24 protein-coding genes are annotated in these 24,396 nt (G+C 70.5%); 16 read left to right on the top strand and 8 right to left on the bottom strand.

Annotation, left to right across the window (positions count from 1 at the left end; translation table 11 throughout):
* Nucleotides 1-76: 76 nt before the first annotated feature.
* The 3 genes from purE to OOK07_RS16945 all read left to right on the top strand — a co-directional run bounded on the left by purE (nucleotide 77) and on the right by OOK07_RS16945 (nucleotide 3,197).
* Nucleotides 77-601 (top strand): 5-(carboxyamino)imidazole ribonucleotide mutase, encoded by a 525-nt coding sequence (gene purE, locus OOK07_RS16955; protein ID WP_266681091.1) that lies wholly within the window; start codon nucleotides 77-79, stop codon nucleotides 599-601.
* A 5-nt stretch (nucleotides 602-606) separates the two neighbouring features.
* Entirely contained in the window at nucleotides 607-1,791 is a 1,185-nt protein-coding gene (locus OOK07_RS16950; protein ID WP_266797232.1) for a dipeptidase, read from the top strand.
* Between the two features lie 299 nt (nucleotides 1,792-2,090).
* Entirely contained in the window at nucleotides 2,091-3,197 is a 1,107-nt protein-coding gene (locus OOK07_RS16945) for a dipeptidase (protein ID WP_266797230.1), read from the top strand.
* A 14-nt stretch (nucleotides 3,198-3,211) separates the two neighbouring features.
* Here the strand turns inward: OOK07_RS16945 and OOK07_RS16940 are convergent, their stop codons facing one another.
* Entirely contained in the window at nucleotides 3,212-3,601 is a 390-nt protein-coding gene (locus OOK07_RS16940; protein WP_266681081.1) for a VOC family protein, read from the bottom strand.
* Nucleotides 3,602-3,711: 110 nt separating this feature from the next.
* On the bottom strand, nucleotides 3,712-4,071 hold the full coding sequence (locus OOK07_RS16935) for a VOC family protein (protein ID WP_266681079.1): 360 nt from the start codon (nucleotides 4,069-4,071) through the stop codon (nucleotides 3,712-3,714).
* A gap of 90 nt (nucleotides 4,072-4,161) precedes the next feature.
* Between OOK07_RS16935 and OOK07_RS16930 the strand changes: the two genes are divergently transcribed.
* Nucleotides 4,162-4,662 carry a CGNR zinc finger domain-containing protein gene (locus OOK07_RS16930; protein WP_266681077.1) on the top strand — a complete coding sequence of 167 codons (501 nt, stop codon included), beginning with the start codon at nucleotides 4,162-4,164 and terminating at the stop codon, nucleotides 4,660-4,662.
* Between the two features lie 108 nt (nucleotides 4,663-4,770).
* Here OOK07_RS16930 and OOK07_RS16925 read toward each other — a convergent pair whose 3' ends face one another.
* On the bottom strand, nucleotides 4,771-6,114 hold the full coding sequence (locus OOK07_RS16925; RefSeq protein ID WP_266681075.1) for a UDP-glucose dehydrogenase family protein: 1,344 nt from the start codon (nucleotides 6,112-6,114) through the stop codon (nucleotides 4,771-4,773).
* A gap of 200 nt (nucleotides 6,115-6,314) precedes the next feature.
* Between OOK07_RS16925 and OOK07_RS16920 the strand changes: the two genes are divergently transcribed.
* Entirely contained in the window at nucleotides 6,315-7,472 is a 1,158-nt protein-coding gene (locus OOK07_RS16920; protein ID WP_266681073.1) for an acyl-CoA dehydrogenase, read from the top strand.
* A gap of 384 nt (nucleotides 7,473-7,856) precedes the next feature.
* Nucleotides 7,857-8,216: a four-helix bundle copper-binding protein gene (locus OOK07_RS16915; RefSeq protein ID WP_266681071.1), complete on the top strand. Its 360-nt coding sequence runs from the start codon at nucleotides 7,857-7,859 to the stop codon at nucleotides 8,214-8,216.
* Between the two features lie 33 nt (nucleotides 8,217-8,249).
* Here OOK07_RS16915 and OOK07_RS16910 read toward each other — a convergent pair whose 3' ends face one another.
* Together OOK07_RS16910 and OOK07_RS16905 are read right to left on the bottom strand one after the other, a co-directional pair.
* Entirely contained in the window at nucleotides 8,250-8,882 is a 633-nt protein-coding gene (locus OOK07_RS16910; RefSeq protein WP_266681069.1) for an HAD family hydrolase, read from the bottom strand.
* Nucleotides 8,875-10,167 (bottom strand): LCP family protein, encoded by a 1,293-nt coding sequence (locus OOK07_RS16905; protein WP_266681067.1) that lies wholly within the window; start codon nucleotides 10,165-10,167, stop codon nucleotides 8,875-8,877. Before OOK07_RS16905 ends, OOK07_RS16910 begins: the two co-directional genes overlap by 8 nt.
* A gap of 119 nt (nucleotides 10,168-10,286) precedes the next feature.
* On the opposite strand from OOK07_RS16905, the gene OOK07_RS16900 reads away from it, so the two are divergent.
* Nucleotides 10,287-10,844 (top strand): acyl-CoA thioesterase, encoded by a 558-nt coding sequence (locus OOK07_RS16900; RefSeq protein WP_266515573.1) that lies wholly within the window; start codon nucleotides 10,287-10,289, stop codon nucleotides 10,842-10,844.
* A gap of 40 nt (nucleotides 10,845-10,884) precedes the next feature.
* Here OOK07_RS16900 and OOK07_RS16895 read toward each other — a convergent pair whose 3' ends face one another.
* Nucleotides 10,885-12,366: an LCP family protein gene (locus tag OOK07_RS16895; RefSeq protein WP_524540318.1), complete on the bottom strand. Its 1,482-nt coding sequence runs from the start codon at nucleotides 12,364-12,366 to the stop codon at nucleotides 10,885-10,887.
* A gap of 127 nt (nucleotides 12,367-12,493) precedes the next feature.
* Between OOK07_RS16895 and OOK07_RS16890 the strand changes: the two genes are divergently transcribed.
* The gene (locus tag OOK07_RS16890; RefSeq protein ID WP_266797226.1) at nucleotides 12,494-13,522 is read left to right on the top strand and encodes a glycosyltransferase family 2 protein; all 1,029 of its coding nucleotides are present in this window, start codon (nucleotides 12,494-12,496) and stop codon (nucleotides 13,520-13,522) included.
* A gap of 27 nt (nucleotides 13,523-13,549) precedes the next feature.
* On the opposite strand, the gene OOK07_RS16885 is transcribed toward OOK07_RS16890, so the two are convergent.
* A complete protein-coding gene (locus tag OOK07_RS16885) occupies nucleotides 13,550-15,133 on the bottom strand; it encodes an LCP family protein (protein ID WP_266801963.1) in 1,584 nt (527 codons plus the stop codon).
* 599 nt (nucleotides 15,134-15,732) lie between these two features.
* Between OOK07_RS16885 and OOK07_RS16880 the strand changes: the two genes are divergently transcribed.
* The 8 genes from OOK07_RS16880 to OOK07_RS16845 all read left to right on the top strand — a co-directional run bounded on the left by OOK07_RS16880 (nucleotide 15,733) and on the right by OOK07_RS16845 (nucleotide 22,606).
* On the top strand, nucleotides 15,733-17,070 hold the full coding sequence (locus OOK07_RS16880; RefSeq protein ID WP_266681063.1) for an RND family efflux transporter: 1,338 nt from the start codon (nucleotides 15,733-15,735) through the stop codon (nucleotides 17,068-17,070).
* Nucleotides 17,067-17,759, top strand: a complete 693-nt coding sequence (locus OOK07_RS16875) for an ABC transporter ATP-binding protein (RefSeq protein WP_266681061.1) — start codon at nucleotides 17,067-17,069, stop codon at nucleotides 17,757-17,759. Before OOK07_RS16880 ends, OOK07_RS16875 begins: the two co-directional genes overlap by 4 nt.
* Before the next feature lie 56 nt (nucleotides 17,760-17,815).
* Nucleotides 17,816-19,147 carry an ABC transporter permease gene (locus OOK07_RS16870; RefSeq protein WP_266681059.1) on the top strand — a complete coding sequence of 444 codons (1,332 nt, stop codon included), beginning with the start codon at nucleotides 17,816-17,818 and terminating at the stop codon, nucleotides 19,145-19,147.
* A gap of 62 nt (nucleotides 19,148-19,209) precedes the next feature.
* Nucleotides 19,210-20,088, top strand: a complete 879-nt coding sequence (locus OOK07_RS16865) for a hypothetical protein (protein ID WP_266681057.1) — start codon at nucleotides 19,210-19,212, stop codon at nucleotides 20,086-20,088.
* 53 nt (nucleotides 20,089-20,141) lie between these two features.
* Nucleotides 20,142-20,558, top strand: coding sequence for a hypothetical protein (locus OOK07_RS16860; RefSeq protein WP_266681055.1), 417 nt, complete (start codon nucleotides 20,142-20,144; stop codon nucleotides 20,556-20,558).
* Between the two features lie 98 nt (nucleotides 20,559-20,656).
* Complete coding sequence (locus OOK07_RS16855) at nucleotides 20,657-21,127, top strand: DUF2690 domain-containing protein (protein ID WP_266797224.1); 471 nt, start codon at nucleotides 20,657-20,659, stop codon at nucleotides 21,125-21,127.
* Nucleotides 21,128-21,174: 47 nt separating this feature from the next.
* Nucleotides 21,175-21,612, top strand: a complete 438-nt coding sequence (locus OOK07_RS16850) for a hypothetical protein (protein ID WP_266797222.1) — start codon at nucleotides 21,175-21,177, stop codon at nucleotides 21,610-21,612.
* Between the two features lie 61 nt (nucleotides 21,613-21,673).
* Entirely contained in the window at nucleotides 21,674-22,606 is a 933-nt protein-coding gene (locus tag OOK07_RS16845; RefSeq protein ID WP_266797221.1) for a hypothetical protein, read from the top strand.
* A 121-nt stretch (nucleotides 22,607-22,727) separates the two neighbouring features.
* Here the strand turns inward: OOK07_RS16845 and OOK07_RS16840 are convergent, their stop codons facing one another.
* Nucleotides 22,728-24,371, bottom strand: a complete 1,644-nt coding sequence (locus OOK07_RS16840; protein ID WP_266797219.1) for an LCP family protein — start codon at nucleotides 24,369-24,371, stop codon at nucleotides 22,728-22,730.
* Nucleotides 24,372-24,396 lie beyond the last annotated feature (25 nt).

Raw genomic sequence — 24,396 nt, 5'->3', positions numbered from 1 at the left:
AACTGCTCCCGCGCATGGGCGGGGCACCCACCCAAACCACTCGGCCAAGGCCGAGGAGGTACGCAAGGAGAATGAGATGAGCCCCGTTGTAGGCATCGTCATGGGGTCGGACTCCGACTGGCCCGTCATGGAGGCCGCCGCCCAGGCCCTCGACGAGTTCGAGATCGGCTACGAGGTCGACGTCGTCTCCGCGCACCGGATGCCGCGCGAGATGATCACGTACGGCGAGCAGGCCGCCGAGCGGGGTCTGAAGGTGATCATCGCGGGGGCCGGTGGCGCCGCCCATCTGCCGGGCATGCTCGCCTCCGTGACCCCGCTGCCGGTGATCGGCGTGCCCGTGCCGCTGAAGTACCTGGACGGCATGGACTCCCTGCTGTCGATCGTGCAGATGCCGGCCGGCGTGCCCGTCGCCACCGTCTCCGTCGCCGGCGCCCGCAACGCCGGCCTCCTCGCGGCCCGCATCCTCGCCGCACACGACGAGGAACTCCTCGTCCGCATGCGGGACTTCCAGCAGGAACTGAACGACCAGGCCACGGAGAAGGGCAAGCGCCTGCGCGCCAAGGTCGACAACAGCGGCGGCGGTTTCGGCTTCGGGAAGTGACGCAGATGACCTCTCTGAGGGAAGCCCGCGCCCTGCTCGTCGAGTTCCCGGTCGTCGACGGCCACAACGATCTGCCCTGGGCGCTGCGCAAGGTCGGCTACGACCTCGGCGTCCGCGACATCGCGCAGCACCAGAACGCCCATCTGCACACCGACATCCCGCGCCTGCGCGAGGGCGGCGTCGGTGCGCAGTACTGGTCGGTGTACGTCCGCTCGGACCTGCCGGACGCGGTGCCCGCGACGCTCGAACAGATCGACTGCGTACGGCAGTTGCTGGCCCGCTACCCGGCGGACCTGGCGCCCGCGCTGACGGCCGCGGACATGGAGTCGGCGCGCCGGGAGGGCCGTATCGCCTCCCTCATGGGGGCGGAGGGCGGCCACTCCATCGGCTGCTCGCTGGGCACGCTGCGCGGTCTGTACGAGCTGGGCGTGCGCTACATGACGCTCACCCACAACGACAACAACCCGTGGGCGGACTCGGCGACCGACGAGCCGAGCGTGGGCGGACTGTCCGCGTTCGGCCGTGAGGTCGTCCGGGAGATGAACCGCCTCGGCATGCTCGTCGACCTCTCGCACGTCGCGGCGACGACGATGCGCGACGCGCTGGACGCCACGTCCGCGCCGGTGATCTTCTCCCACTCCTCCTCGCTGGCCGTGTGCGACCACCCGCGCAACATCCCGGACGACGTCCTGGAACGCCTGCCGGGCAACGGCGGCGTGGCCATGGTCACGTTCGTGCCGAAGTTCGTGCTGCAGGCGGCCGTGGACTGGACGGCCGCGGCCGACGAGAACCTGCGCGCCCACGGCTTCCACCACCTGGACACCGGCGAGGAGGCGATGAAGCTGCACCGCGCCTTCGAGGAGCGCACCCCGCGCCCCGTCGCCACGGTGTCCACGGTCGCCGACCACCTCGACCACATGCGCGAGGTCGCCGGCGTCGACCACCTCGGCATCGGCGGCGACTACGACGGCACGGCCTTCACACCCGACGGTCTGAGCGATGTCTCCGGCTATCCGAACCTGATCGCCGAACTGCTGGACCGCGGCTGGTCGAAGCCCGACCTGGCCAAGCTGACCTGGCAGAACTCGGTACGGGTGCTGGGTGCGGCGCAGGACGTGGCGCGGGACCTTCAGGGGACCCGCTCGCCGTCCAACGCCACGATCGAGTCGCTGGACGGCTCCGAGAGCTGAGTCCGCCGAGCGGCGAGGGCGGGGTGGCCGGCGTAGCCGTCGGCCCCGCCCACGGCAGCTGCTGCCCGGTATGCGCGACCATGCGCGACCGGGACGGCGGGCCACCGGCGATCGCCACACCGCGGCTGGTCGCGGACCTCGTCCGCTCCCGGGACACCCTGGACGAGGTCATCGAGGCGGCCCAGGAGCGCCGGTCCGGTCCGGTCCCCCGAACGCCCCACTCACCAGGAAGCCCCCCGCGCCCCCGTGCGACGGTGACCGTACCCCTTGGGGACGATTCACGACGTACGGAGCCCGCCATGGCAGACCTCCAGGACGAACTGCACAGCTCCAGCGAACTCGACGGCCTGCCGGATCCCTTCGAGGCCGAGTCCTACGCGCAGGTCTCCGACCCGGCCGGCGCCCCACTGGAGCGCGCCCGCGCCATCCTCGCCGCCCATCCCGTCGCCGACGGCTACAGCGGACTGCCGTGGGCGCTCAGGCATATGCCCTGGTACGACCTGGAGCTGGGCGAGGCCTCCGTCGACACGGACGTGCCACGGCTGCGCGAGGGCCACGTCGGTGCGCTGTTCTGGTCGCTGCACCTGCCGGAGGGCATCGTCGGGGACCGGGCCGTCGGCGCGACCCTGGAGCAGCTTGACCTGGTGAACACCGTCGTACGGACCCACCCCGAGGGCCTGCGCCTGGTGTGCACCGCCGGGCAGGCCACCGACGCCCGCAACTGCGGCCGTATCGCCGTCCTGCTCGGCCCCGCCGGGGCCGCCGCCCTCGGCGACTCCCTCGGCATCCTGCGCGCCCTGCACGCCCTCGGCCTGCGCGTCCTCACCCTGTCCGGGGTGTCCTGGGCGAGCGAGGCCGGGCTCACCCGGTTCGGCGAGGAGGTCGTACGCGAGATGAACCGGGTCGGCGTGCTCCCCGACCTCTCGGGCGCCTCCGCGGACACCGTCCGCCGGGTCCTTGCGGTCTCCAGGGCGCCGGTCCTGTTCACCCGCTCCGCCGCCCGCTCCCTGCGCCCCCACCCGGCCAACCTCCCCGACGACCTGCTCGCCGGGCTGGGTGCCGCCAAGGGCCTGTGCATGGTGCCGCTCACACCGGAGCAGACGGGTCCGTCCGTCCGGGACGTCGCCGACCACCTCGACCATGTGCGCGAGGTGGCGGGCCCGGCGTGCGTCGGCCTGTCCGGCACCTACGACGCCGGCACCGCACACCCGCAGGAACTCGGCGACGCCTCCTGCTATCCGTACCTCATCGCCGAGCTGCTGCACCGCGGCTGGTCGGAGCCTGACATCGCCCTGCTGACCTGGGGAAACGTCCAGCGGGTCCTGCGCAGCGGCGATTTCACCGCCCGCGCGGCCCAGCAGCGCCGGGAGCCGTCGACGGCGAAGATCGTGGAACTGGACGGGTGACCGGGGGAGGCTGCTTACGGGTTGTCGATCCGGCAGAGGCAGAAGGGATGCCCGGCCGGATCGGCGTACACCTGGAAGTCCTTCTTCTCCCGGTCCTCCAGATCCAGCGGCCGCGCGCCCAGGGCCAGCACCCTCTCGTGCGCCGCGTCCATCTCCTCCCAGGTCGACCCGCCGTCGAAGTCGAGGTGGAACTGCTGCGAGTTGCGGTCCGCGCGCGGCCACTCGGGCGGGGTGAAGCCCTCCGCCCGCTGGAAGGCGAGCCGGGGCCCGCCCGGGACGTGGAGCACGACCCAGTCGGCGTCCTCCTCCTCGGGCGTACCGCCCACGACGCCCGCGTAGAAGCGGGCGAGTGCGCGCGGGTCGGGGCAGTCGAGGACGACGGAGCGGAAGCGGGCCACGGACATTGAGTCCTCCTGGTTCAGCGGACGGGCGGACAGATGCGAAGACGAGCGGGGAGACAGGGGCGGAGACAGGTGCCTGGACAGCTTCAGGCGCACGGACGGGGTGGGACGGGTCAGCAGGCACAGAGGCAGAACGGGTGCCCTGCCGGATCCGCGTAAACCCGCCAGGTGCGCGAGCGGTCGTCGGTGTCCAGCGGCTTGGCACCCAGCGCCAGCACGCCTGCCTCCGCCGCGTCCAGGTCGTCGACGGTCAGGTCAAGGTGGAACTGCTGCGAGCGGTCGGGCGCGGGCCACTCGGGCGCCACGAACCCGGAGGCGGACTGGAAGGCCAGCGACTGTCCGCCGGGCACCCTCAGATCCACCCAGTCGCCCTCGCCCTCGACGGTGCCGCCCAGCACGCCGGCGTAGAAACCGGCCAGCGCGCTCGGGTCGGGACAGTCCAGGACGACGGCACCCAGCTTGGCGAGAGCCATGGCTTTCTCCTCCAGGTCGACGTTACCCATAGGGGCCTGTAACCAGTAACTGTTACTGCATACTCCCCCATAGGGAGTAACGTCGCAAGCATGAGTGAGAGATCGGCCGCGCCGGGCGGCCTGGTCCTGGTCGAGTCCCTGGTGAACACGCTGGACATCGAGTCGGGGGCCGACGCTCTGGACACGGCGGACGGCCGCCTGCCGTTCGGGCTCACCGAGGACGAGGTCCCCGCCGCACGCGAGCTGCGCGAGTCCCTGCGCGCGGTGCTGCTCGCCCACGCGGGCCACCCGCCCCACGCCCGGGTCACGCCCCTGGACGACCTGCTGGCGTCGGCGCCCCTGCGCCTGACGGTCGACGCCGCCGACGGTTCGGCGGCACTGACCGCCGCCGACGTACGCCCCCTTGGTTCCCGTGTCGCCGCTGCCGTCGCCGAGGCCCTCGTCGCCGGAACCTGGCTGCGTCTGAAGGCCTGCGAGGCCGTCACCTGCCACTGGGCGTACTACGACCGCAGTCCGGCCGGCCGCGGGCGCTGGTGCTCGATGCAGGTGTGCGGGGCGCGCGCGAAAATGCGCCGGTACCGGGCGAAGTAGTTCACCCGCAGCGCCGGGGCCGGTGGTGCAGAATGCAACCAGACGCCGGTTCGGCCGACTGAGCCTCGGCCGAACCGGCGTCGCCCACGCCGAAAGCGCCGACTGACTCTAGGCGGTCGGGCGGCCCATCGCCCGGTACGTCCACCCGGCCTTGCGCCACAGCTCAGGGTCGAGGGCGTTGCGCCCGTCCAGGATCACCCGGTCCGCCGCGACCGCGCCGAGCTCCGCCGGGTCCAGCTCGCGGAACTCTCGCCACTCCGTCAGGTGCAGTACGACATCGGCGCCCCGCACGGCTGCTGTCGCGGTGTCGGCGTAGCCGAGCGTAGGGAAGAGGCGGCGTGCGTTGTCCATGCCCTTGGGGTCGTAGACGGTCACCTGGCCGCCCTGGAGGTGGATCTGCCCGGCCACGTTCAGTGCGGGGGAGTCCCGTACGTCGTCCGAGTCGGGCTTGAAGGTCGCGCCGAGCACCGCGACCCGCTTGCCCAGGAAGGGCCCGCCGCCGAGCACCTGCCGCGCCAGCTCCACCATCTGCCCGCGCTGCCGCATGTTGATCGAGTCGATCTCGCGCAGGAAGGTCAGCGCCTGGTCGGCCCCCAGCTCACCGGCGCGCGCCATGAAGGCCCGGATGTCCTTCGGCAGACAGCCACCCCCGAAGCCGATACCGGCCCGCAGGAACTTCTTCCCGATCCGGTCGTCGTACCCGATCGCCTCGGCCAGCTTGGCGACATCGCCGTCCGCGGCCTCGCACACCTCGGCCATCGCGTTGATGAAGGAGATCTTGGTGGCCAGGAACGAGTTCGCGGACGTCTTCACCAGCTCGGCGGTGGGGAAGTCGGTGACGACGAACGGCGTCCCCTCGGAGACCGGCGTCGCGTACACCTCGCGCAGCAGCTTCTCCGCCCGCTCGCTGCGCACACCCGCCACCAGCCGGTCCGGGTGCAGCGTGTCCTGCACCGCGAAGCCCTCCCGCAGGAACTCCGGGTTCCAGGCCAGCTCCGCGTCCGCCCCGGCCGGCGCGTGCTCGGCGAGGTAGGCGGCGAGCCGGTCGGCGGAACCGACCGGCACGGTCGACTTGCCGACGACCAGGGCGGGACCGGTGAGGTGCGGGGCGAGGGAGGCTATGGCGGCGTCGACGTACGACATGTCGGCCGCGTACTCCCCGTGCCGCTGCGGCGTGTTCACGCACACGAAGTGCACGTCACCGAAGGCCGCGACCTCGGCGAAGTCCATGGTGAACCGCAGCCGCCCGCTCGACCCCTCGATCCCGGCGACGTGCTTCCTGAGCAGCTCCTCAAGGCCGGGCTCGTACATCGGGACCTCGCCCCGCTGGAGCGTCTCGATCTTCTCCGGCACGACGTCGAGCCCCAGTACCTCGAACCCGAGCTCGGCCATGGCCGCGGCGTGTGTGGCGCCGAGGTAGCCGGTGCCGATCACGGTGATCTTGAGGCTCATGAATGCTCCTGGGGTACATCGTGGGGGTGCGCGGGACGAGCATAGTCGTGGCCTGAAACGGGCCTGCGCCGGGCAGTTTTCCCGCTGTCGCCAAGCTCACGTATCACTCCCGTGGGCCGCCCCCTAAAATTTGAGTTACTTAACGGTAATTAGCGGCGTCACCACGGTGCGTCAGAAGCGTCCTTGGAGCGTGAGAGACCTTGGCCGGATCGGCTGACTTCGACCTGTACCGCCCGTCCGAGGAGCACGACATGCTCCGCGACGCGATCCGTTCGCTGGCCGAGGCGAAGATCGCGCCGTACGCGGCCGCGGTGGACGAGGAGGCCCGCTTCCCGCAGGAGGCCCTGGAGGCCCTGGTCGCGAACGACCTGCACGCGGTGCACGTGCCCGAGGAGTACGGCGGCTCGGGCGCGGACGCGCTGGCGACCGTGATCGTGATCGAGGAGGTGGCCCGCGTGTGTGCCAGCTCCTCCCTCATCCCGGCCGTGAACAAGCTGGGCTCGCTGCCGGTGATCCTGTCCGGCTCCGAGGAGCTGAAGAAGAAGTACATGGCCCCGCTCGCCAGGGGCGAGGGCATGTTCTCGTACTGCCTCTCCGAGCCGGACGCCGGCTCGGACGCGGCCGGCATGAAGACGAAGGCGGTCCGCGAAGGCGACACCTACGTCCTGAACGGCGTGAAGCGCTGGATCACCAACGCCGGCGAGTCCGAGTTCTACACGGTGATGGCAGTGACCGACCCCAGCAAGCGCTCGAAGGGCATCTCGGCCTTCGTCGTCGAGAAGTCGGACGACGGCGTCTCCTTCGGCGCCCCGGAGAAGAAGCTCGGCATCAAGGGCTCCCCGACCCGTGAGGTCTACCTCGACAACGTCCGTATCCCGGCCGACCGCATGATCGGAGAGGAGGGCACGGGCTTCGCCACGGCGATGAAGACCCTGGACCACACCCGCATCACCATCGCGGCCCAGGCCCTCGGTATCGCCCAGGGCGCGCTCGACTACGCCAAGGGCTACGTCCAGGAGCGCAAGCAGTTCGGCAAGCCGATCGCCGACTTCCAGGGCATCCAGTTCATGCTCGCCGACATGGCCATGAAGATCGAGGCCGCCCGCCAGCTGACGTACGCCGCGGCGGCGAAGTCCCAGCGCGGCGACAAGGACCTCACCTTCCAGGGCGCGGCGGCCAAGTGCTTCGCCTCGGACGTGGCGATGGAGGTCACCACGGACGCGGTCCAGCTGCTCGGCGGCTACGGCTACACCCGTGACTACCCGGTGGAGCGCATGATGCGCGACGCGAAGATCACGCAGATTTATGAGGGCACGAACCAGGTTCAGCGGATCGTGATGGCGCGGAACCTTCCGTAGGGCCCACGCGTACGTGGGCGTGGCCCGCACTCCCGGCCGGGGGTGCGGGCCACGCGCGTTCACCCGGCCGGCTCCCAGGTCCGGGCCGGCCGCGCCGGGCGCAACACGGCTGTGGCGCCGACGGGTTGTCCGGGCACGGGCGAGGACCGGGTTCTCCTGCGGGGCGGTTGACGTCCGGCCGGCCGGGATCGTGCCGGCGCCGATCAACGCCCGGCAGGCCTGCGCACGGTGACGGCGGCCGAGCCGTCCGGGGCCGCCCTCGGCCGAATCCGCCGGATACGTTGCGGATTGTTCGTGTCCGCCCGATGGCGCCCGGAGTCGGGCAGGCGTAGGACGGAGGGGCACGGGGCCCGTCCAGGGCTCCGCCGTCTCCCAGGAGGAGCCATGACCCAGCCCGGAATGACTGCCATGAGCAAGGAGATGCAGGACTGCGTCGAGGCGTGCATGGCCTGCCACAGCGTGTGCGAGGAGACCATGAGTTCCTGCATGCAGATGGGCGGTCAGGCCCAGATGCAGATCATGCGCGCGCTCATGGACTGCTCCGAGACGACCCGCATGTGCGCGGACATGATGATGCGCCGCTCGCCCATGTCGGCCGAGATGTGCGCGATGTGCGCCAAAGCGTGCGACATGTGCGCCGAGGCGTGTATGTCCATGCCGGACGACCCCCAGATGATGCGCTGCGCTCAGGCGTGTCGCCGCTGCGCCGAGATGTGCCGCACGATGGCGGGCGCGACGATGTGACCACCGCCTGACCGCACGGCCGCGAACCGGCGGTCACGCGAACAGCGGCTCCAGGGCCCGTTCCAGGTCCGCCGGTTCACGGAAGAGCACGCCGTGCATGCCCAGCTCCGCCGCCGCCCGGAGGTTCTCCTCGCTGTCGTCGACGAACAGACAGCGCTCGGGCCGGATGCCCGCGAGTTCCGCCGCCAGGTGGTAGATGCGCGGGTCCGGCTTGGCGAGGCCCACGCGAGCGCTGTTGACGACGTGGTCGGCGAGGTCGCTCAGGCCCATGGAGTCCAGGTCGGACTCCAGCGCCGTCGTCGCGTTCGAGACGAGGACCAGCGGCACCCGGACACGGGCGCGGCGCAGCAGCCCCACGACCTCGTCGTCCGCGTGGAAGGGCGATTCGAGCAGCGCCAGGGCCAGCTCGTACGCCGTCTGCGGCTCGGTCACGAGCCCGGCGAGGCCCTGGGCGATCGCCTCCGCCCACTCCTGCGAGGTGATCTCGCCCAGCATCAGCGGCGAGACCGCGTCCGGCGCGAACGCCACCTTCCTGGTGGTGCCCTCGGCGACCCCCGCGGCGCGCTCCAGCGCCTCCAGGCGGGAGGAGTCGAAGGACCGGATCACATTGTCGACGTCACACAGAACCGCCCCGAAGGGCGGTCTGCCGTTGCTGCTGTCAGTCACCCGAGACCGTGACCTTCTGGTCGTTGTTCAGCTCGTTCACCAGCGTCTTGACCTTCGCCTTGTCCCAGACGAGGTTGCCGCCGGTGGACCCGGAGATCGGCATGTTCATGGAGGTGCCGTCGCCGCCGCTGACGCCCTTCATCGCCCAGAACATGGACGCCAGGTCCCACAGGCTCATGTCCTTGTCGACGGTCAGGGAGTCCAGGCCCGCGCTCATCGTCGGGTACAGCTTGAAGGGGTTCAGCACCGTCGACGGGGTCGCGACCTGGTGGGCCAGCGCGGAGAGGAACTTCTGCTGGTTCTTGGTGCGCTGCAGGTCGCTCGCCGCGAAGGCGTGCCGGGTACGGACGAAGGCGAGGGCCTGCTCGCCGTTCAGCGTCTGCGTGCCCGACTTGAAGTCGGCGCCCGAGTACTTGTCCTTGAAGCCCTTGTCGATGTCGATGTCGACACCGCCGACCGCGTCCACGATGTTCGCGAAGCCGGCGAACCCGATCTCCACGTAGTGGTCGATGTGCAGGCCCATGTTGTACTCGACCGACCGCACCAGCAGCGTCGGCCCGTCCTCCGCGTAGGCGGCGTTCAGCTTCGTCTGCCGGCCCGTGCCCTGATAGGTCTTGCCGGACGTGGATCCCTTGTACGTGGGGATCGTCACGTTCGAGTCGCGGGGCAGGGAGATCAGCGTGTCGCCGCTGTCGCCGACGTGCAGGATCATCATCGAGTCGGTCCGCTTGCCCTCCGCGGAGCCGGTGTGCAGGTTCTTCTTCTGCGCGGCGGACAGCCCGGCACGGCTGTCGGAGCCGACGATCAGGTAGTTCGTGCCGTCGCCCGCCTCGGGCCGGTCGAGGACCGTGGACAGGTCGACGTCGCGGTGCAGCTTGCCGTCGGCCCAGAAGTAGGTGGCGACCGACGTCACGACCAGCGCCGTCACCAGCGTGATCGCCGTCCACTTGATACGGCGCCGCCAGTTCGGCCGCGGCCGTGGAGCGCCCGGCCCACCGGGACCGCCCGGACCCCCGCCGCCCGGTGAGCCGTAGACCTGACCGGTGTTGTAGCCGTCGACAGCGGGGTCGTCGCCGTAGCCGCCGTGTCCCTGGCCGTTGACGTACGACGGCTGCTGGGGCACCCCGCCGTACGGGGGCGCGGAGGGGCCGGGGTCCCCGTACCCGCCCGAGGAGGGCCGGCGGACCTGCCGCATCGCGCGGGCGCCCTCAGGGCGTGCGTTCGCGCTGCCGCGTCCGTACCGGTTGCGGTTGTCGTCGGACCATGCCTCGGGCCAATCGTTCATGGGCCCCAGTGTGCAGGGAGCGGCCAGGTCGTTTACAAGGGTCGTCGGAAAATCAGGTCACTGCTGTTGCGAACCCAACACAAAGTCCGCAGATGTCGCGTCCGCATAAGGTGGAGGCCATGACAGACCAGGCCCCCGCCGCGGAACCGGATACTGCGGATATCCCGGGCAAGCCCACCTCGGCCTCCCGGACCACGCTCAGCCACATCATGACCCACAACGACACGAATCTTCTGGGCACGGTGCACGGCGGCGTGATCATGAAGCTGGTGGACGACGCGGCCGGCGCGGTCGCCGGCCGGCACAGCGGCGGCCCCGCCGTGACGGCCTCCATGGACGAGATGGCGTTCTTGGAGCCGGTCCGCGTCGGCGACCTCGTCCATGTGAAGGCCCAGGTCAACTGGACCGGGCGCACCTCCATGGAGGTCGGCGTCCGGGTCCTGGCCGAGCGCTGGAACGAGTCCGCGCCGCCCACCCAGGTCGGCTCCGCGTACCTGGTCTTCGCGGCCGTGGACGCCGACGGCAAGCCACGCAGGGTGCCGCCGGTGCTGCCGGAGACGGAGAAGGACAGGCGCCGCTGTCAGGAGGCCCAGATCCGCCGCACCCACCGGCTGGCCCGGCGGCGGGCGATCATGGAACTGCGGGAGAAACGCGCCGCTGAGGGCCTCGACGACTGACCGGGACCGTGACAGACCGGGACGGTGACCGACCGGGCTGTTACGAACACACCACCTGGTCGCCGGTCACCACTCCGGCCTCGCCCAGATACGCGTCCTCCGCCCGCACCTTGCGCACCTGCCTGAAGTCGGCGCCCACGATCACCTTCAACGTCGGCCCGAGCCCCTTCACCGGCCGCAGCTCGCTGCCGGGCAGCGCGGCGGCCAGTGACTTCGCGGACCGGTCCCACCCGGGGTCGTAGGCGACGACCGTCCGCTTCAGCGTGCGGTCGGCGGCCATCGCCGGGGCTTTGGTCGTCCGGAAGCCGGCCCCCGCCAGCGCCGCGTCCACGCGCCCCCCGAGTCCGTCGGAGGGCGTGCCGTTCTCGACCTGGACCTGGATCTGCTGCGGGGCCACGTCGACCAGCACCGCCGCGGGCCGCGAGGCGTGCACGGCCAGCGGCTTGTCGTCGCGCAGGGAACGGAAGAGGCTGCCGGACTTGGCCGTGTCCCATTTCAGCGTCTCGCCGATGCCCTTCACGGCGTATCCCATCTGTGCGATGGGCACGGTCGTGAACTCGGAGGACGAGGGGGAGAAGTTGCGCATCGCCCGGCCGAGGTCGAGCAGCTCGTCCGTGCCGAAGCCCTTGTCCGCGCGCACCGACCCCAGCACGGCCCGTGTCACGTCCCTGAACTTCATCGGGTTGAGCAGGATCCCGGAGGACGTGGCCCGCTCGACGAGCGCCGCCAGGAAGCGCTGCTGGCGCTTCATCCGGTTGAGGTCGGAGGCCCCGTCGACATGCCGGGCACGGACGTACTGCAGGGCCTGTCCGCCGGTGAGGGTGTGCGTCCCGGCGGGGAGGTCGAGTCCGGTGTACGTGTCCTTCAGAGGGGTGGCTGTGCAGATCTGCACGCCGCCGAGCACGTCCACCGTCCGCATGAAGCTGGTGAAGTCGACCTCCAGATAGTGGTCGATCTTCACATGGGTCATGTCCTCGACGGTCCGGACGGTGAGGTTCGGGCCGCCCTCCGCGTAGGCCGCGTTGAGCCTGACGGGGTGGCCCGCGACCCGCTTCCCGGTCCTGTCGTCGACGTGTTCGGGCGTCATGGCGTACGAGTCGCGCGGCAGGCTCACCACGCTCGCCCGCTCCCGGTCCGCCGAGATGTGCACGATCATCATCGTGTCGGTGCAGTGGCAGGGGGCGCCGCCCAGGTGGTAGCGGTGCCGTTCCTGCGCGCTGATCCGGTCGCGGCCGTCCGTGCCGACCAGCAGGACGTTCATCCCGTGACCGGCCGCCGGGCGGTTCTTCATGTCCTTGAAGGGGTCGACGCGGGCGATGCCCGCGTCGAGGCTGGTGACCACCGCGTGTCCGATCCCGGCGGAGGCGAGGACGACGACGGACAGGGTCGTCGCCGCGCGCATGACCCAGCGCGGCTTCTTCCGTCGCGCGGGGGGCCGGGGCCCGGGCGGCTCCGGGGTGTGGGCGGGCTGGGGGCGGCGCTGCGGACGGGCGGGTGCGGCGGACCGAGGCTGCGTGGGCAAGGGGGACACCTCCGGGCGACGGCCGTACGTGGGATCGTGAGCACCGTAGGCCCATACGATCTGTAGCCCGGGCCACCGCCTCGGCGGGGCGCAGAGGTGTCCCCCGTTCGCGGTAACGTAACGGGCGATGAACGCCAACCCCGACGTGCAGCTCCCCGCCGTCTCTGTGATCATGCCCGTCCTCAACGAGGAGCGGCATCTGCGCGGAGCCGTCCAAGCGATCCTCGCGCAGGAGTACGCCGGCGAGATGGAGGTCGTGATCGCCCTCGGTCCCTCCACGGACCGCACGGACGAGATCGCCGCCGAGCTCGTCCGCGACGATGCGCGCGTCCACACCGTCCCGAACCCCACCGGTCGCACACCGGCCGCCCTGAACGCCGCGATCAAGGCCTCGCGCCACCCGATCGTCGTCCGCGTCGACGGGCACGGCATGCTCTCGCCGAACTACATCACCACCGCCGTACGGCTCCTGGAGGAGACCGGCGCGCAGAACGTCGGCGGCATCATGCACGCCGAGGGCGAGAACGACTGGGAGCAGGCGGTCGCCGCCGCCATGACCTCGAAGATCGGAGTCGGCAACGCCGTCTTCCACACCGGCGGCGGCGCGTGCGAGGCCGAGACCGTCTACCTCGGGGTCTTCCGGCGCGAGGCGCTGGAGCAACAGGGCGGGTACAACGAGGAGTTCATCCGGGCCCAGGACTGGGAGCTGAACTTCCGGATCCGGGAGGCCGGCGGGCTGATCTGGTTCTCGCCGGAGCTGAAGGTGTCGTACCGCCCGCGGCCGAGCGTGAAGGCGCTCGCCAAGCAGTACAAGGACTACGGCCGCTGGCGGCACGTCGTCGCCCGCTACCACGAGGGCTCCATCAACCTGCGCTACCTCGCGCCGCCGACGGCGGTTCTGGCGATCGCGGCGGGCCTCGTGGTCGGCGTGGCCCTGACGCCCTGGAGTTTCGTGATCCCCGGCGGCTACCTCGCCGCGATAGCCCTCGGATCCGTCCCCGCGGGCAGGGGGCTGCGGCTGAAGGCACGGCTGCAGATCCCCGTGGCCCTCGCCACCATGCACATGACGTGGGGCTGGGGCTTTCTGACCAGCCCCAGGGCCCTGGCGAAGAAGGTCATCGCGTCCCGCCGGCCCGCGGTGCTCGCCTCCGACTGAGCACCGGGGTCCGCCCGTCGACCCGGACTACCAGGTGTAGTTCGGGTTGACGTGCATGCACTGCTTCTCGTCCGAGCCGTTGATGACCTGTGCGGACGACGGTGTCCTGTCGTCGTCCCCGGTCGCCGTGTACTTCGTGCCCGAGCGCCAGTCGGCGCCGACGACCAGCGTCACCCCGGAGACGTCCGTCGACTTCCTGACCGAGGACGTCGGGATGCCCAGCGCCTCGGCCACCCGCTGGGCGTCGCCCTCCAGGTCGGTGCTCGGATAGCGGATCACCGTCTTCTCCTCGCTGAGGTCCGCCGAGGAGTCCGCCACCGCCTCGGTGAAGCCCTTGCCGGCGAGCAGCCGGGCGATCGCTCGCGGGCGCCCCGAGACCGCGAGCCGGGTGCCGGACCTGGTGCCGTTCAGCACGCGTACGGCGATCCTGTCGTCCGCGGCGGCCGGGTCCGGGGATGTCGTCGCCGCAGTGGACTTCTTCTTGTCCTTGCCGTCCAGGGCGATGTCCTCGCGGACGAGCCGGAACAGCTTGTCCGCGTCGCCCGGCCTGGGCACGACCCGGCCGCTGCTCGTGGAGGAGTACTGCCAGGGCATCGTCGTCATGGTGATGCGCCGGGTGGGGACCTTCCTGAGTTCCTTGCTCAGGTCGTACAGCTTGGACACGGTGCCGAGGCCGTCGTCGACGGTCAGCGCGTCGGTGGCCGTCTCGGCGAGCTTGCGGAGCTTGCCCGGGTTGCCGAGCGTGGCGTTCTCGCGCAGCTGGCGCACCATGGCGTTCATGTACTGGTGCTGTGCCTTGGCGCGGGCTATGTCGGTGTTGTCCTCGAAGCCGTAGCGGGTGCGCAGCCACTGCAGGGCCTTGACGCCCTTGACGTACGTGGTGCCCTTCTCCAGCTTCAGGCCCGAGCCGTGGCCGTCGGAGGACTTGGAGTGGATGTTGGCGTCGACGCAGACCGGTACGCCGCCGATGGCGCCGGACATGGACACCACGCCCGAGAAGTCGATCATCATGAAGTGATCGATGTGAATGTCGGTCAGCTTCTCCCACGTTGCCACCGTGCAGCCGGGGCCACCGCGGCCCAGGGAGTCGTTGGTGATCGTCGAGGTCAGTGCCCCGAAGGCCTTGCCCGTGTCGGGGTCCGTGCACCTGGGGATGTCGACCAGGGTGTCCCTGGGCATGCTCACGACCGACATGTTGGTGCGGTCCGCCGAGAGGTGCAGCAGCATCTGTACGTCGGCGCGCGGGGCGGTGTTGAAGGTGCTCCTGGCGCCGCCGAGCTTCTGGTTCTGCTCGGAGTCCCGTGCGTCGGAGCCGATCAGCAGGATGTTCAGGGGCTTCTGCCCGGCCGCGTTGGCCTTCGGTTCGGCCGCCCTGTCCTTCGCGTCGCCGAGGTTGAGGTCGTCCTTCCTGATGTTGTCGTTGAGGTGCTGGTAGTAGAGATATCCGGCCCCCGCCGTGCCGAGTATCACCACTGCCAGAACCATCGCCGACCAGCGCAGAACGCGCCGTCTGCGTCGCTTGCGGTCACCGTCCGGGCCCTTCCCGCGCCGCCCGTCGCCGTGCCCGCCGTGCTCGGTCGTGGCGTCGTGGTCCTGCGGTGTGGGGGACATCGTGTCCTCGACCGCGGGAACCTCTTTGCGCACACTGCTTCGCGCCAACTCCCTGCCTCCCGCCCCTGCGCCCGGCGACGGATTCGTCGCGCGTCCGGTCAGACGCACGACACCCCCTCAGGGTTACCTGCCGGTGCACCGCCTTCGTCGGCCACGGACCCTTGTCCGCCGCCGGCTGCCGAACCTCTCGGTCACCCGTCCCCCCGGACGGGGTGAGCGAGAGGGCGCGCGGTCCTCGGGTCCCCAGCCCGTCGGACGTGAGCGCGCCTCATCATTGTGCAGCCGGACGGGAGTTGGCTGTGGGTGTCCCCGGCCCCTTGGGCGAGGAGGGACCCGCGGCGTCGGGGATCAGCCGCAGTGGACGTTGTAGTCGATCTGGATGTAGCTCGTCAGGTCGGTTGCAGAACCGAGCGTGATCATTACGTGGAGATGGCGGGTGCGCAACTCAGCACGGGCTGCTCGGTGTTACCGGTGTCACCGCACAACCGGTGAAAGAACTTGACACTTTTGGATCAGTAGTGATCAGCTATCTCCCTACTGTGAAGTACCTGTGGGCTTGTTGGTCAAGTGCCCGCAGGAATGGGGGATTTGGGGGACCGTTGTCCGGTACGGGGGAGAGCTCTGCGCTGTTGCGGCGCAGGCGGTTGCTGGGCGGCCTGGCCGCTGGATCCGTACTGCTCGCCGCCACCGCGCTGTGGACCTCGGCGTATGTGAAGTCGCCCGCGCAGGCCGCGGCCGACGCACGGCCGCCCGCGGCCGATGTGCTCACCGCCCCGGTCGAGCGGCGCGTGCTCTCCGACACGGTCGTCACCCGTGGCACCGTTTCCGCGTCGCAGACCGTGGACATCGCCGCTTCCGGCACCGCCGCCGAGGGCGGCCTCAAGCCCGTGGTCACCAAGGTGATGGTGCACTCCGGGCAGACCTTCCCGGCCGGACGCGTCCTCGTCGAGGTCTCCGGCCGTCCCCTCTTCGCACTGCGCGGCAGTCTGCCCGTCTACCGTGACCTCAAGCCCGGCGCACACGGTGACGACATCCGGCAACTCCAGGGCGCGCTGCGAGAGTTGGGTCACCCCACGGGATCCGACCGGTCCGGCACGTTCGGACCCGGCACCAAGCGCGCGGTCACAGCGCTCTACGAGGCGATCGGCTACGAACCCGTCACCACGGACGGCACGGCGGCCGACGCCGCCAGGGCCGACGTCAAGCGGGCCCGGCGCGCACTCGACCGTCTGACCGGCAAGGGCGGGGGCGCCGAGGACATCGGCTTCGCCCGCTCCGACCTGGCCGACGCCAGGTCCGAACTGGCGAAGGCCGAATCGGTCTCCGGTCCGATGGTGCCCGCCTCCGAAGTCGTCTTCCTCTCGGGCTTCCCGGCCCGCGTCGAGAGCCTGGGGGCCAAGGTCGGCGCCGAGGCCGGCGAGAAGCTCGCCACCGTCTCCGCCGGCGAACTGGTGGTCACGGGCTCGCTCAGCCTGCAGGACAAGGGCCTGGTCCACCCCGGTCAGAAGGTCCGCGTCTACTCCGAGGTCACCGGCGACGAACTCACCGGCACCGTGGCCAGGGTCGCGGACGCGCCCACCACCTCCGACGCCGACGGGCAGGACGGTGGCCAGAACGCCTCGGGCTACACGGTCACCGTCACGCCGAACTCGCCGCTGCCGGCCCGGCTGGCCGGCCAGGACGTGCGGCTGACCGTCGAGGCCGCCTCCTCCGGGCACCAGGTCCTCGTCGTCCCCGTCTCGGCGATCTCGGCCGGCGCCGACTCCCGGACCACCGTCACCGTCCTCGACCGCTCGGGCGCCCGCCGCCGTGTCGAGGTGCGCACCGGCACCTCCGGCGACGGCTACACGGCCGTCACCCCGGCCGGCGGCGCCCGTCTGTCGTCCGGTGACAAGGTCGTGATCGGCGTTGCGCAGGGCTCCGGGGCCGCCCGGTGACCACGCCCGCAGACCCAGTCGTGGACTTTCGCGGAGTCGGTCTCACCTATCCCGGACCGCCGCCCGTACCGGCGCTGCGGCCCAGTGACGTGACGATTCGCCAGGGCGAGTACGTCACCGTCGTCGGCCCTTCCGGCTCCGGCAAGTCGACCTTCCTCAACATCGCCGGGCTGCTGGACGCGCCGACCAGCGGACGGTACTTCCTCGACGGCGTGAACACCGGAGCGCTCAGCGACGCGGACCGCACCGCGCTGCGCGGCCGGCGTATCGGCTTCGTGTTCCAGAGCTTCCATCTGCTGCCCCACCGGTCGGCCACCGAGAACGTGATGCTGGCCATGGTCTACAACACCGGTCCGCGCACGGATCGCCGTACGAGGGCACGCGAGGCGCTCGCCCGGGTGGGCCTCGCACATCGCTCCGACGCGCTGCCGACCAGGCTCTCCGGCGGCGAGAGGCAGCGCGTCGCCATCGCCCGCGCCCTGGTCACCCGCCCCTCGCTGCTGCTGTGCGACGAGCCGACCGGCAACCTCGACACGGCCACCGCCGAGTCGGTCCTGGGGCTGCTGGACGATCTGCACCACGACGGCATGACCCTCGTCGTGATCACGCACGATCCCGGTGTCGCCGCGCGCGGTCAGCGCACCGTGACGATCAGGGACGGCGTGCTCACCGAACGGGCGGTGGCATGAGAACCCCGACCGTTCGCCCTCGTCCGAAGGACCCGGGGCGGTCCGCCGCGGAGCCGGTGAGCGCCGTCGCGGACACGGCTGTACCCGGCACGGATCCGGCGCGGTCCTGGCGCGGTGTGGCCCGGCGCCTGGTGCGGTGGCGCCGGCCCGCGGTCGTGCCGCCCGTCGAGAGGTCCCGGCTCAGTGCCCGGGACGTGCTCGGCGAGGCCACGGCGGGAATCCTGCAGCGGCCGGCGCGTTCCGTGCTGACCGCGCTGGGGACCGTGCTCGGAGTCGGCACCTTCGTCGCCGTCCTGGGTCTCACGGCCACCGCCTCGTCGCAGATCGACTCGCGCTTCAACGCCCTGTCCGCGACGGAGGTCACCGTCGATGACACCGGCGGCGACCAGCCCGACCTGCTGTCCAACGCCTTCCCCGCCGACGCCGACCGACGCATCGAGGCCCTGCACGGTGTCCGGCACGCGGGGGTGTACTGGCCTGTACGGCTGCGGGCGGACGAACTCGTCGCGGCCGTTCCCCCCGGTTCGGCCGCGGAACCGGCGGCAGGTGAGCGGACCCAGGTGATCGCGGCCTCCCCCGGCGTCCTCGCGGCGGCGGACCCGCACCTGGCACAGGGGCGGATCTTCGACGCCTTCCACGAACGGCGGGGCGAGAGCGTCGCCGTGATCGGCTCCGGACTTGCCGCGCGCCTCGGGATCACCACCCTTGAGACCCAGCCGGCCGTGTTCGTCGGCGGCCGTCCCTTCACCGTCATCGGCATCGTCGACGACGTGCAGCGCAAGGCGGACCTGCTGCTGTCCGTCGTCGTCCCCCGCACCACGGCCGAGCGGATCTGGGGCGGCCCGGACAGCGGCCGGCGGGCCGGGATGCTCATCTCGACCGACCTGGGCGCCGCACGGCAGATCGCCGACGAGGCACCCCTCGCGCTCGATCCCGCGCACCCTGGCCTGTTCCGGGCCGTGCCGCCTCCCGACCCGAGGGCACTGCGCGGCGATGTCACCTCCGACCTCGACCACCTCTTCATGCTGCTGGCCGGCATCTGTCTGGTGATCGGCGCCGTCGGTATCGCCAACACCACGCTTGTCGCGGTGCTGGAACGCACCGGTGAGATCGGGCTGCGCCGTGCCCTGGGCGCCCGCGGCCGGCACATCATGGCGCAGTTCCTGGCCGAGTCGGGCGCCCTGGGCGCGCTGGGCGGCCTGGTGGGCACCAGCCTCGGCACGGTGACGGTGGTGGTCATGGCCGTCGTACGCGACTGGACCCCCGTGATGGCCCCGCTGACGGTGGTCGCCGCGCCTGTCATCGGCCTGGCCACCGGACTTGTCGCGGGCCTGTACCCCGCTTGGCGCGCGAGCCGCGTCCAGCCGGCGGAAGCGCTCCGCCGGTGACCGGCCGGGCCGGGTGCCGCCCGCGCCATTCCGAAGACGTTGTGGGCTCAAGAGGAAGAGCAATGCGAAAGAAGACGACCGCTGTTCTGTTCGCCGCCGCGGTGCTGCTGACCGGGTGCTCCGGTGGGGGTGACCACGACGGGGCGCGGGCGTCCGCCGCCCCGGACAGTTCCATCGCCCCCAGGTCCTCCAGCCTGACGGCGGACCTGGCGCTGCCGGTCGAGAGCTACGTGTTCTCGGAGGCCGACATGGGCCTGCTCACCCACGCGATGAACGACCTGGCCCGCGACTGCATGAAGGCCAAGGGCTTCGACTACCGCCCTGACGAGACCGACACCCCTGACATCGGCGTCATGGACCGCAGATACGGCATCGCCAACTCCCATACGGCGGCCACCTACGGCTACCACTTCCCGACGCCCAGGACGGGCCGGGCCAACGTTCAGGCACTGGGTGAGGCCGGCCGTATCGCGCTGAGCGGCAAGCCTCGTGCCGACGGCCGGCTGGACCCCGACGGCGGATGCGTCGGCGAGGCCAAGCGACGGCTCGCCGGGGACAAGGCCACGTTCGGCCCGGACGAGATCGCGCGCCGGATCAACATGGACAGCTACGTCCGCAGCGAGAAGGACCCACGGGTGCTGGCCGTCTTCCGCGCCTGGTCCTCGTGCATGGCGTCCAAGGGCTACCGCTACGGCTCGCCCATGGACGCGATCGACGACCCGAGGTTCGGCAAGGCCACGACCGAACCCGCAGAGATTTCGACGGCCCGCGCGGACGTCGAATGCAAGAAGAAGACCGGACTCGTCCGCAGCTGGTTCGACGTCGAGTCCGCGATGCAGCAGACGGAGATCGACAAGAACGCCGAGACGCTCGCCCGGATCAAGCGGCACAAGGAGGACCAGCTCAAGCGTGCCGCCGCCGAGGTCGGTGAGTCCCGGTGACCGTAGCGCTCCGTCACAACCCCCGTTCACCCATCAGAAGGGAATCCCACCTCATGCGTCTTCGTAGCTCCGCCGTCGCGGTCGCGATGGCCGCTGCCGGCACCTTCGGCATGCTGGTCACCGCCGCGCCCGCCCAGGCCGACAGCATCCCGGACAGCCTGTGCGGCGGCGTCATCGATGTCGACTACTGCCTCTGGTACAACTCGGGCCAGAAGGGCGGCTGGACGGCCACCTACGAGAACATCCCCAACTGGGCCAACTGGAACTTCTCCGACGGCGGCCAGGGCACGGCCGGCGTGAACACGCCGGTGAAGAACAACGCCGCGTCCTACGCCAACAGCCGCACCGACAAGACCGGTGTGTCGTACTTCAACTCCAACTACGGCGGTGCCTCGGACGTGGCCCCGCCGCGTGACCTGGGCAACCTCGTCAAGACGTACAACAACAACGCGTCCTTCCGCTGGCGCTGACGCTCACCCACGCATCACGCACCACCCACCCGGCGCCCCGTCCATGACGGGACGGGGCCCCGGGTTCATCTGTCATGCCCATGAAAGGAAATTGCACCATGCGTTTCAACCTGAGGAACTTCGCGCGTGCGGGTGTGGTCACCGGCGCTCTCGGCCTGTCGCTGATCGCTGCCACCGGTGGCGCCCAGGCGTACACCTATGACGGGTCCGACCCGTCCGCCACGGGTTGCGCCAGTGGTGCCACCACGGTGCAGTCCGCCGTCGTGAAGAACTCGCACAGCACCTTCGGCACCATCGAGCTGCGCTACAGCCTCGCGTGTCATACCGCCTGGGCGAGATTCACCCTCAACTACACCCAGTCGGCGTGCGGCAACGCGTCCGCCGGCTACGACTGCGCCCACGCCTACGTCGTGCGCAACAACGACGGCCGTACCTACAGCTGCACCATCGGCCAGGGCCAGACGCAGTGCTACACGCCCATGGTCTACGACAAGGGTCTGACCTCCTTCGCGGAGGGCACCGTCGACACGGCCGCCGGCTCGGCCGACACCCGCACCGCGGCCTACTGAGCCGGCCCGGCCCCAGACCTCATTCCCTTCCGGACAAGGACAACGTCATGAACCTCCGCAGGAACATCGTCGCCGCAGCCGTGACCCTTCCGGTCGTGCTGGGCTCCCTCATCGCCACGACCGCGCCGGCTTCGGCGTACCCCTCGGACAACTGCCTGGACAGCTCGCTGTGCGTCGTCTTCGACTACAACAGTGACCTTGAGGGGGCCTCGGCTCACTTCGAGCGGGACAACGTCTCGAACCTGGCCGGCTACACCTTCGACGAGTACTCCGGGGACGCCGGTTACGGCCAGCCGGTGAAGAACAACGCCGCCTCGCTGGACAACGTGTCGCCCAACTCGTACGTCACCATCTACTTCAACAGCGGCTACGGCGGGTCCTGTGACTCGGTTCCGCCGTCGAAGCTGGTCTTCCGTCTGCACAACACGTACAACAACGACGCCTCCTTCAAGTTCACCCGCGACACCCGCTGCTACCAGTTCTGACGACACCGGACGTGCGGTGCGGTGGCCACCACCGGACCGCACGTCACCGTGGAGGCTCCCGGTGATCAACTCTCTTCCGGTGCCGTTGCGCGGCGCTGCCGTCGCGGTCCTCGCCGCGGCGGCGCTGTCGGCCTGCGGCGGCCCGTCGTCCTCGCCCGCCGGGCACCCCGCCCCGGCGCGCGCCACCTCGCCGCGCCCTTCGGCCGGCGATGTGCCCGTGCTGTCCGGCGACTACAGCGGGAAACTGCCCATCGCCGCCTACAGCCTGACCCCCGATCAGAGCGAACTCATCCAGTCCGCGGAGCAGAAGCTTGAGAAGAAGTGTCTGGCGCGCTACGGGATCTCCTACCCTTTCACCCGGCAGCCGCAGACGCGCAGCGCGGACCGGCGCTACGGCCTGTCGAGTCCCAAGGAGGCCTCGGCGTACGGCTATCACCTCCCGCCGAGCCCCGCCGTCTCGGCGTCACCGATACCGCCGGGGATGCTGACGGTTCTCATGGGAGAGAGCGGCAAGAACGCCGGCAGTGAGGTGACCTACCACGGCAGGGCCGTCCCGAAGGGCGGGTGCCGGGCCGAGGCGGTCGAGCGCGTCGAGGGAGAATACGCCCGGCCGAACACCTCGGCCGCAGCCGGCGCGATCGCGAGCGGCAGCTACGCGCAGTCGATGCGGCAGCCCGCCGTCCTGGCCGTCTTCCGCCGCTGGTCGAGCTGTATGGCGGCGAGCGGCGGCCGCCGCTATGCGTCCCCCATGGACCCGCTCGATGTTCCGGAGTTCACCAAGGGCCACCCAGGAGCCCGCGAGGTGCCCACGGCGGTGGCTGACGTGGAGTGCAAGCGGAAGACGAGGCTTCTGCCCGTCTGGTTCGGCGTCGAATCGCGGATCCAGGGAGCGATGATCGACAAGCAGGCAGCGGCGCTGTCGGAACTGCAGCGGATCCACCGCGCTCAGGTCGCCGAGGCGAAGGCCGTCCTCGGCGGGGGCACCTCCCGATGAACTGCACCTCGCCCCGCCGACCAGCAGATCGACGAGGCGACGCGGCAGGATCCCCGTCAGCCGGCAGCGACCCTCCGGCACGGGCCCCAGGACTTGCGCCCAGGCGCCGGCCGTCGGCCGGTCACCACTGGTAGGGCTTGTACACGTCCATGCACGGCGTGGCGTCCGACCCGTTGATGGCGTCGGAACCGCTGGGCAGGTCGCCGGCCTTCGGCTTGGCCGTCTTCGGGTAGTGCGTGCCCGTGCGCCAGTCGGAGCCGACGACGACGGTCACCCCGGAGACGTCGGTCGACCTCTTCACCGCGCTCATCGGAATGCCGAGCGCCTTCGCCACCGCCTGCGCGTCTCCCTGGAGGTCCGCGCTCGGGTACTGCACGACCGTGCTCTCCTCGGACGCCGCTCCCGAGGTGTCGTACGCGGCCCTGCTGAACCCTTCCTGCACGAGCGCCTGGCTGATCGTCCCGGCCCGCCCGTCGACCGCGGTCTCGGTGGAGGTCCGGGTGGCGTTGCGCACCAGCACGCCCAGCCGACTCGGGTCCGTGGAGGGCGACTTGGTCGCCTCGGCCTTGCTCCCGACCTGCTGGGCGTCGGACCGCTTGCCGTTCTTGTCGAACGGCACGTCGTCCCGGAGCATCTGCCAGATCCGGTCGGCGCCCGCCTTGTCGGGCACCACGTGCTCGTCGTTGAGCGGGTCCTCGACGTTGGGCATCGTCATCGACGTGAGGCGGTTCGTGGGCACCGACTTCATCTCCATGGCCAGGTCGTACAGCTTCTTGACCGAGCCGATCTCCTCGGAGACCTTCAGGGACTTGGTGGCCGCCTCCGCCAGGTCCATCAGCCGGCCGGAGTCGGTGAAGACGTTCTGCCCTTTCAGCGTGCGGATCATCGAGTTCAGATACATGTGCTGGGCGCGAGCCCGCATCAGGTCACTGCCCCAGGCGTGCCGTGTGCGGAGCCACTGCAGGGCCTGCACGTCATCGACCTTGTGCGTCCCGGCCGTCAACTTCAGCCCGGATCCGCCGCGTTGGGCCGCTGTCGAGCGGTCCCAGACGTTCTGCTTCACACAGACGTCCACGCCGCCGACGGCGTGCGCCATCCGCACCACACCCGCGAAGTCGACCATCATCCAGTGGTCGATGTAGACGCCGGTGAGGTCCTCCCAGGTGTTCAACGTGCAGCCGGCCCCGCCCCGGGCCAGGGTGGTGTTGATGATGTCATCGGTCGCCGGGTAGACCTTGCCGGTGTCCGGGTCCTTGCACTTCCGGATGTGGACACGGGTGTCCCGGGGGATGGTCACCATGGCGGCGCTCTTACGGTCCGCGGACAGGTGGATGAGCATCTGCACATCGGCCAGCGGAGGTGCGCCGACACTCTCCCGGTGTCCGCCGAGCTTCAGGTTCTCCGCGGAGTTACGGCTGTCGGAGCCGATCAGCAGGATGTTCACCGGCGTCTGGCCGGCCGCGTTCGGACCGGTCCTCTTCGCCTTGGAGTCGCCGTTGCTGCGCTGCCCCTTCTGGATGTTGCCGTTCAGGTGCTGGTAGTACAGATATCCGGCGCCGGCCGTGCCGAGTATCAGCACCGCCAGCGTCGTCGCCGACCATCTGAGCACGCGGTGCTTGCGTTGCGGCCGACGTCTGCCGTGCCGGCTGCCGCTCCCCTCGACGGACGGCTCACCCGCGTCGAACAGGTCGCCGTTCCGGCTCTTTCCCTCGCCGCGCCGAACACCGGGAACCGTCCCCTCCCCCCGCACACTGCTCTCCGTCATCCCCGTCCTCCCCACCCATGTGCCA

Source organism: Streptomyces sp. NBC_00078, assembly GCF_026343335.1.
Lineage (GTDB): Bacteria > Actinomycetota > Actinomycetes > Streptomycetales > Streptomycetaceae > Streptomyces.
The sequence above is the reverse complement of the archived record's forward strand: the minus strand, read 5'-3'. Positions and strand labels throughout refer to the sequence as shown.

Bases quoted from the DNA above. Each gene is read 5' to 3' on its own strand.
- purE (WP_266681091.1), top strand. From the start codon at position 77: ATGAGCCCCGTTGTAGGCATCGTCATGGGGTCGGACTCCGACTGGCCC.
- OOK07_RS16865 (WP_266681057.1), top strand. From the start codon at position 19,210: ATGCGAAAGAAGACGACCGCTGTTCTGTTCGCCGCCGCGGTGCTGCTG.
- OOK07_RS16885 (WP_266801963.1), bottom strand. From the start codon at position 15,133: ATGTCCCCCACACCGCAGGACCACGACGCCACGACCGAGCACGGCGGG.
- OOK07_RS16915 (WP_266681071.1), top strand. From the start codon at position 7,857: ATGACCCAGCCCGGAATGACTGCCATGAGCAAGGAGATGCAGGACTGC.
- OOK07_RS16945 (WP_266797230.1), top strand. From the start codon at position 2,091: ATGGCAGACCTCCAGGACGAACTGCACAGCTCCAGCGAACTCGACGGC.
- OOK07_RS16940 (WP_266681081.1), bottom strand. From the start codon at position 3,601: ATGTCCGTGGCCCGCTTCCGCTCCGTCGTCCTCGACTGCCCCGACCCG.
- OOK07_RS16850 (WP_266797222.1), top strand. From the start codon at position 21,175: ATGAACCTCCGCAGGAACATCGTCGCCGCAGCCGTGACCCTTCCGGTC.
- OOK07_RS16855 (WP_266797224.1), top strand. From the start codon at position 20,657: ATGCGTTTCAACCTGAGGAACTTCGCGCGTGCGGGTGTGGTCACCGGC.
- OOK07_RS16900 (WP_266515573.1), top strand. From the start codon at position 10,287: ATGACAGACCAGGCCCCCGCCGCGGAACCGGATACTGCGGATATCCCG.
- OOK07_RS16860 (WP_266681055.1), top strand. From the start codon at position 20,142: ATGCGTCTTCGTAGCTCCGCCGTCGCGGTCGCGATGGCCGCTGCCGGC.
- OOK07_RS16950 (WP_266797232.1), top strand. From the start codon at position 607: ATGACCTCTCTGAGGGAAGCCCGCGCCCTGCTCGTCGAGTTCCCGGTC.
- OOK07_RS16925 (WP_266681075.1), bottom strand. From the start codon at position 6,114: ATGAGCCTCAAGATCACCGTGATCGGCACCGGCTACCTCGGCGCCACA.
- OOK07_RS16905 (WP_266681067.1), bottom strand. From the start codon at position 10,167: ATGAACGATTGGCCCGAGGCATGGTCCGACGACAACCGCAACCGGTAC.
- OOK07_RS16930 (WP_266681077.1), top strand. From the start codon at position 4,162: ATGAGTGAGAGATCGGCCGCGCCGGGCGGCCTGGTCCTGGTCGAGTCC.
- OOK07_RS16840 (WP_266797219.1), bottom strand. From the start codon at position 24,371: ATGACGGAGAGCAGTGTGCGGGGGGAGGGGACGGTTCCCGGTGTTCGG.
- OOK07_RS16935 (WP_266681079.1), bottom strand. From the start codon at position 4,071: ATGGCTCTCGCCAAGCTGGGTGCCGTCGTCCTGGACTGTCCCGACCCG.
- OOK07_RS16890 (WP_266797226.1), top strand. From the start codon at position 12,494: ATGAACGCCAACCCCGACGTGCAGCTCCCCGCCGTCTCTGTGATCATG.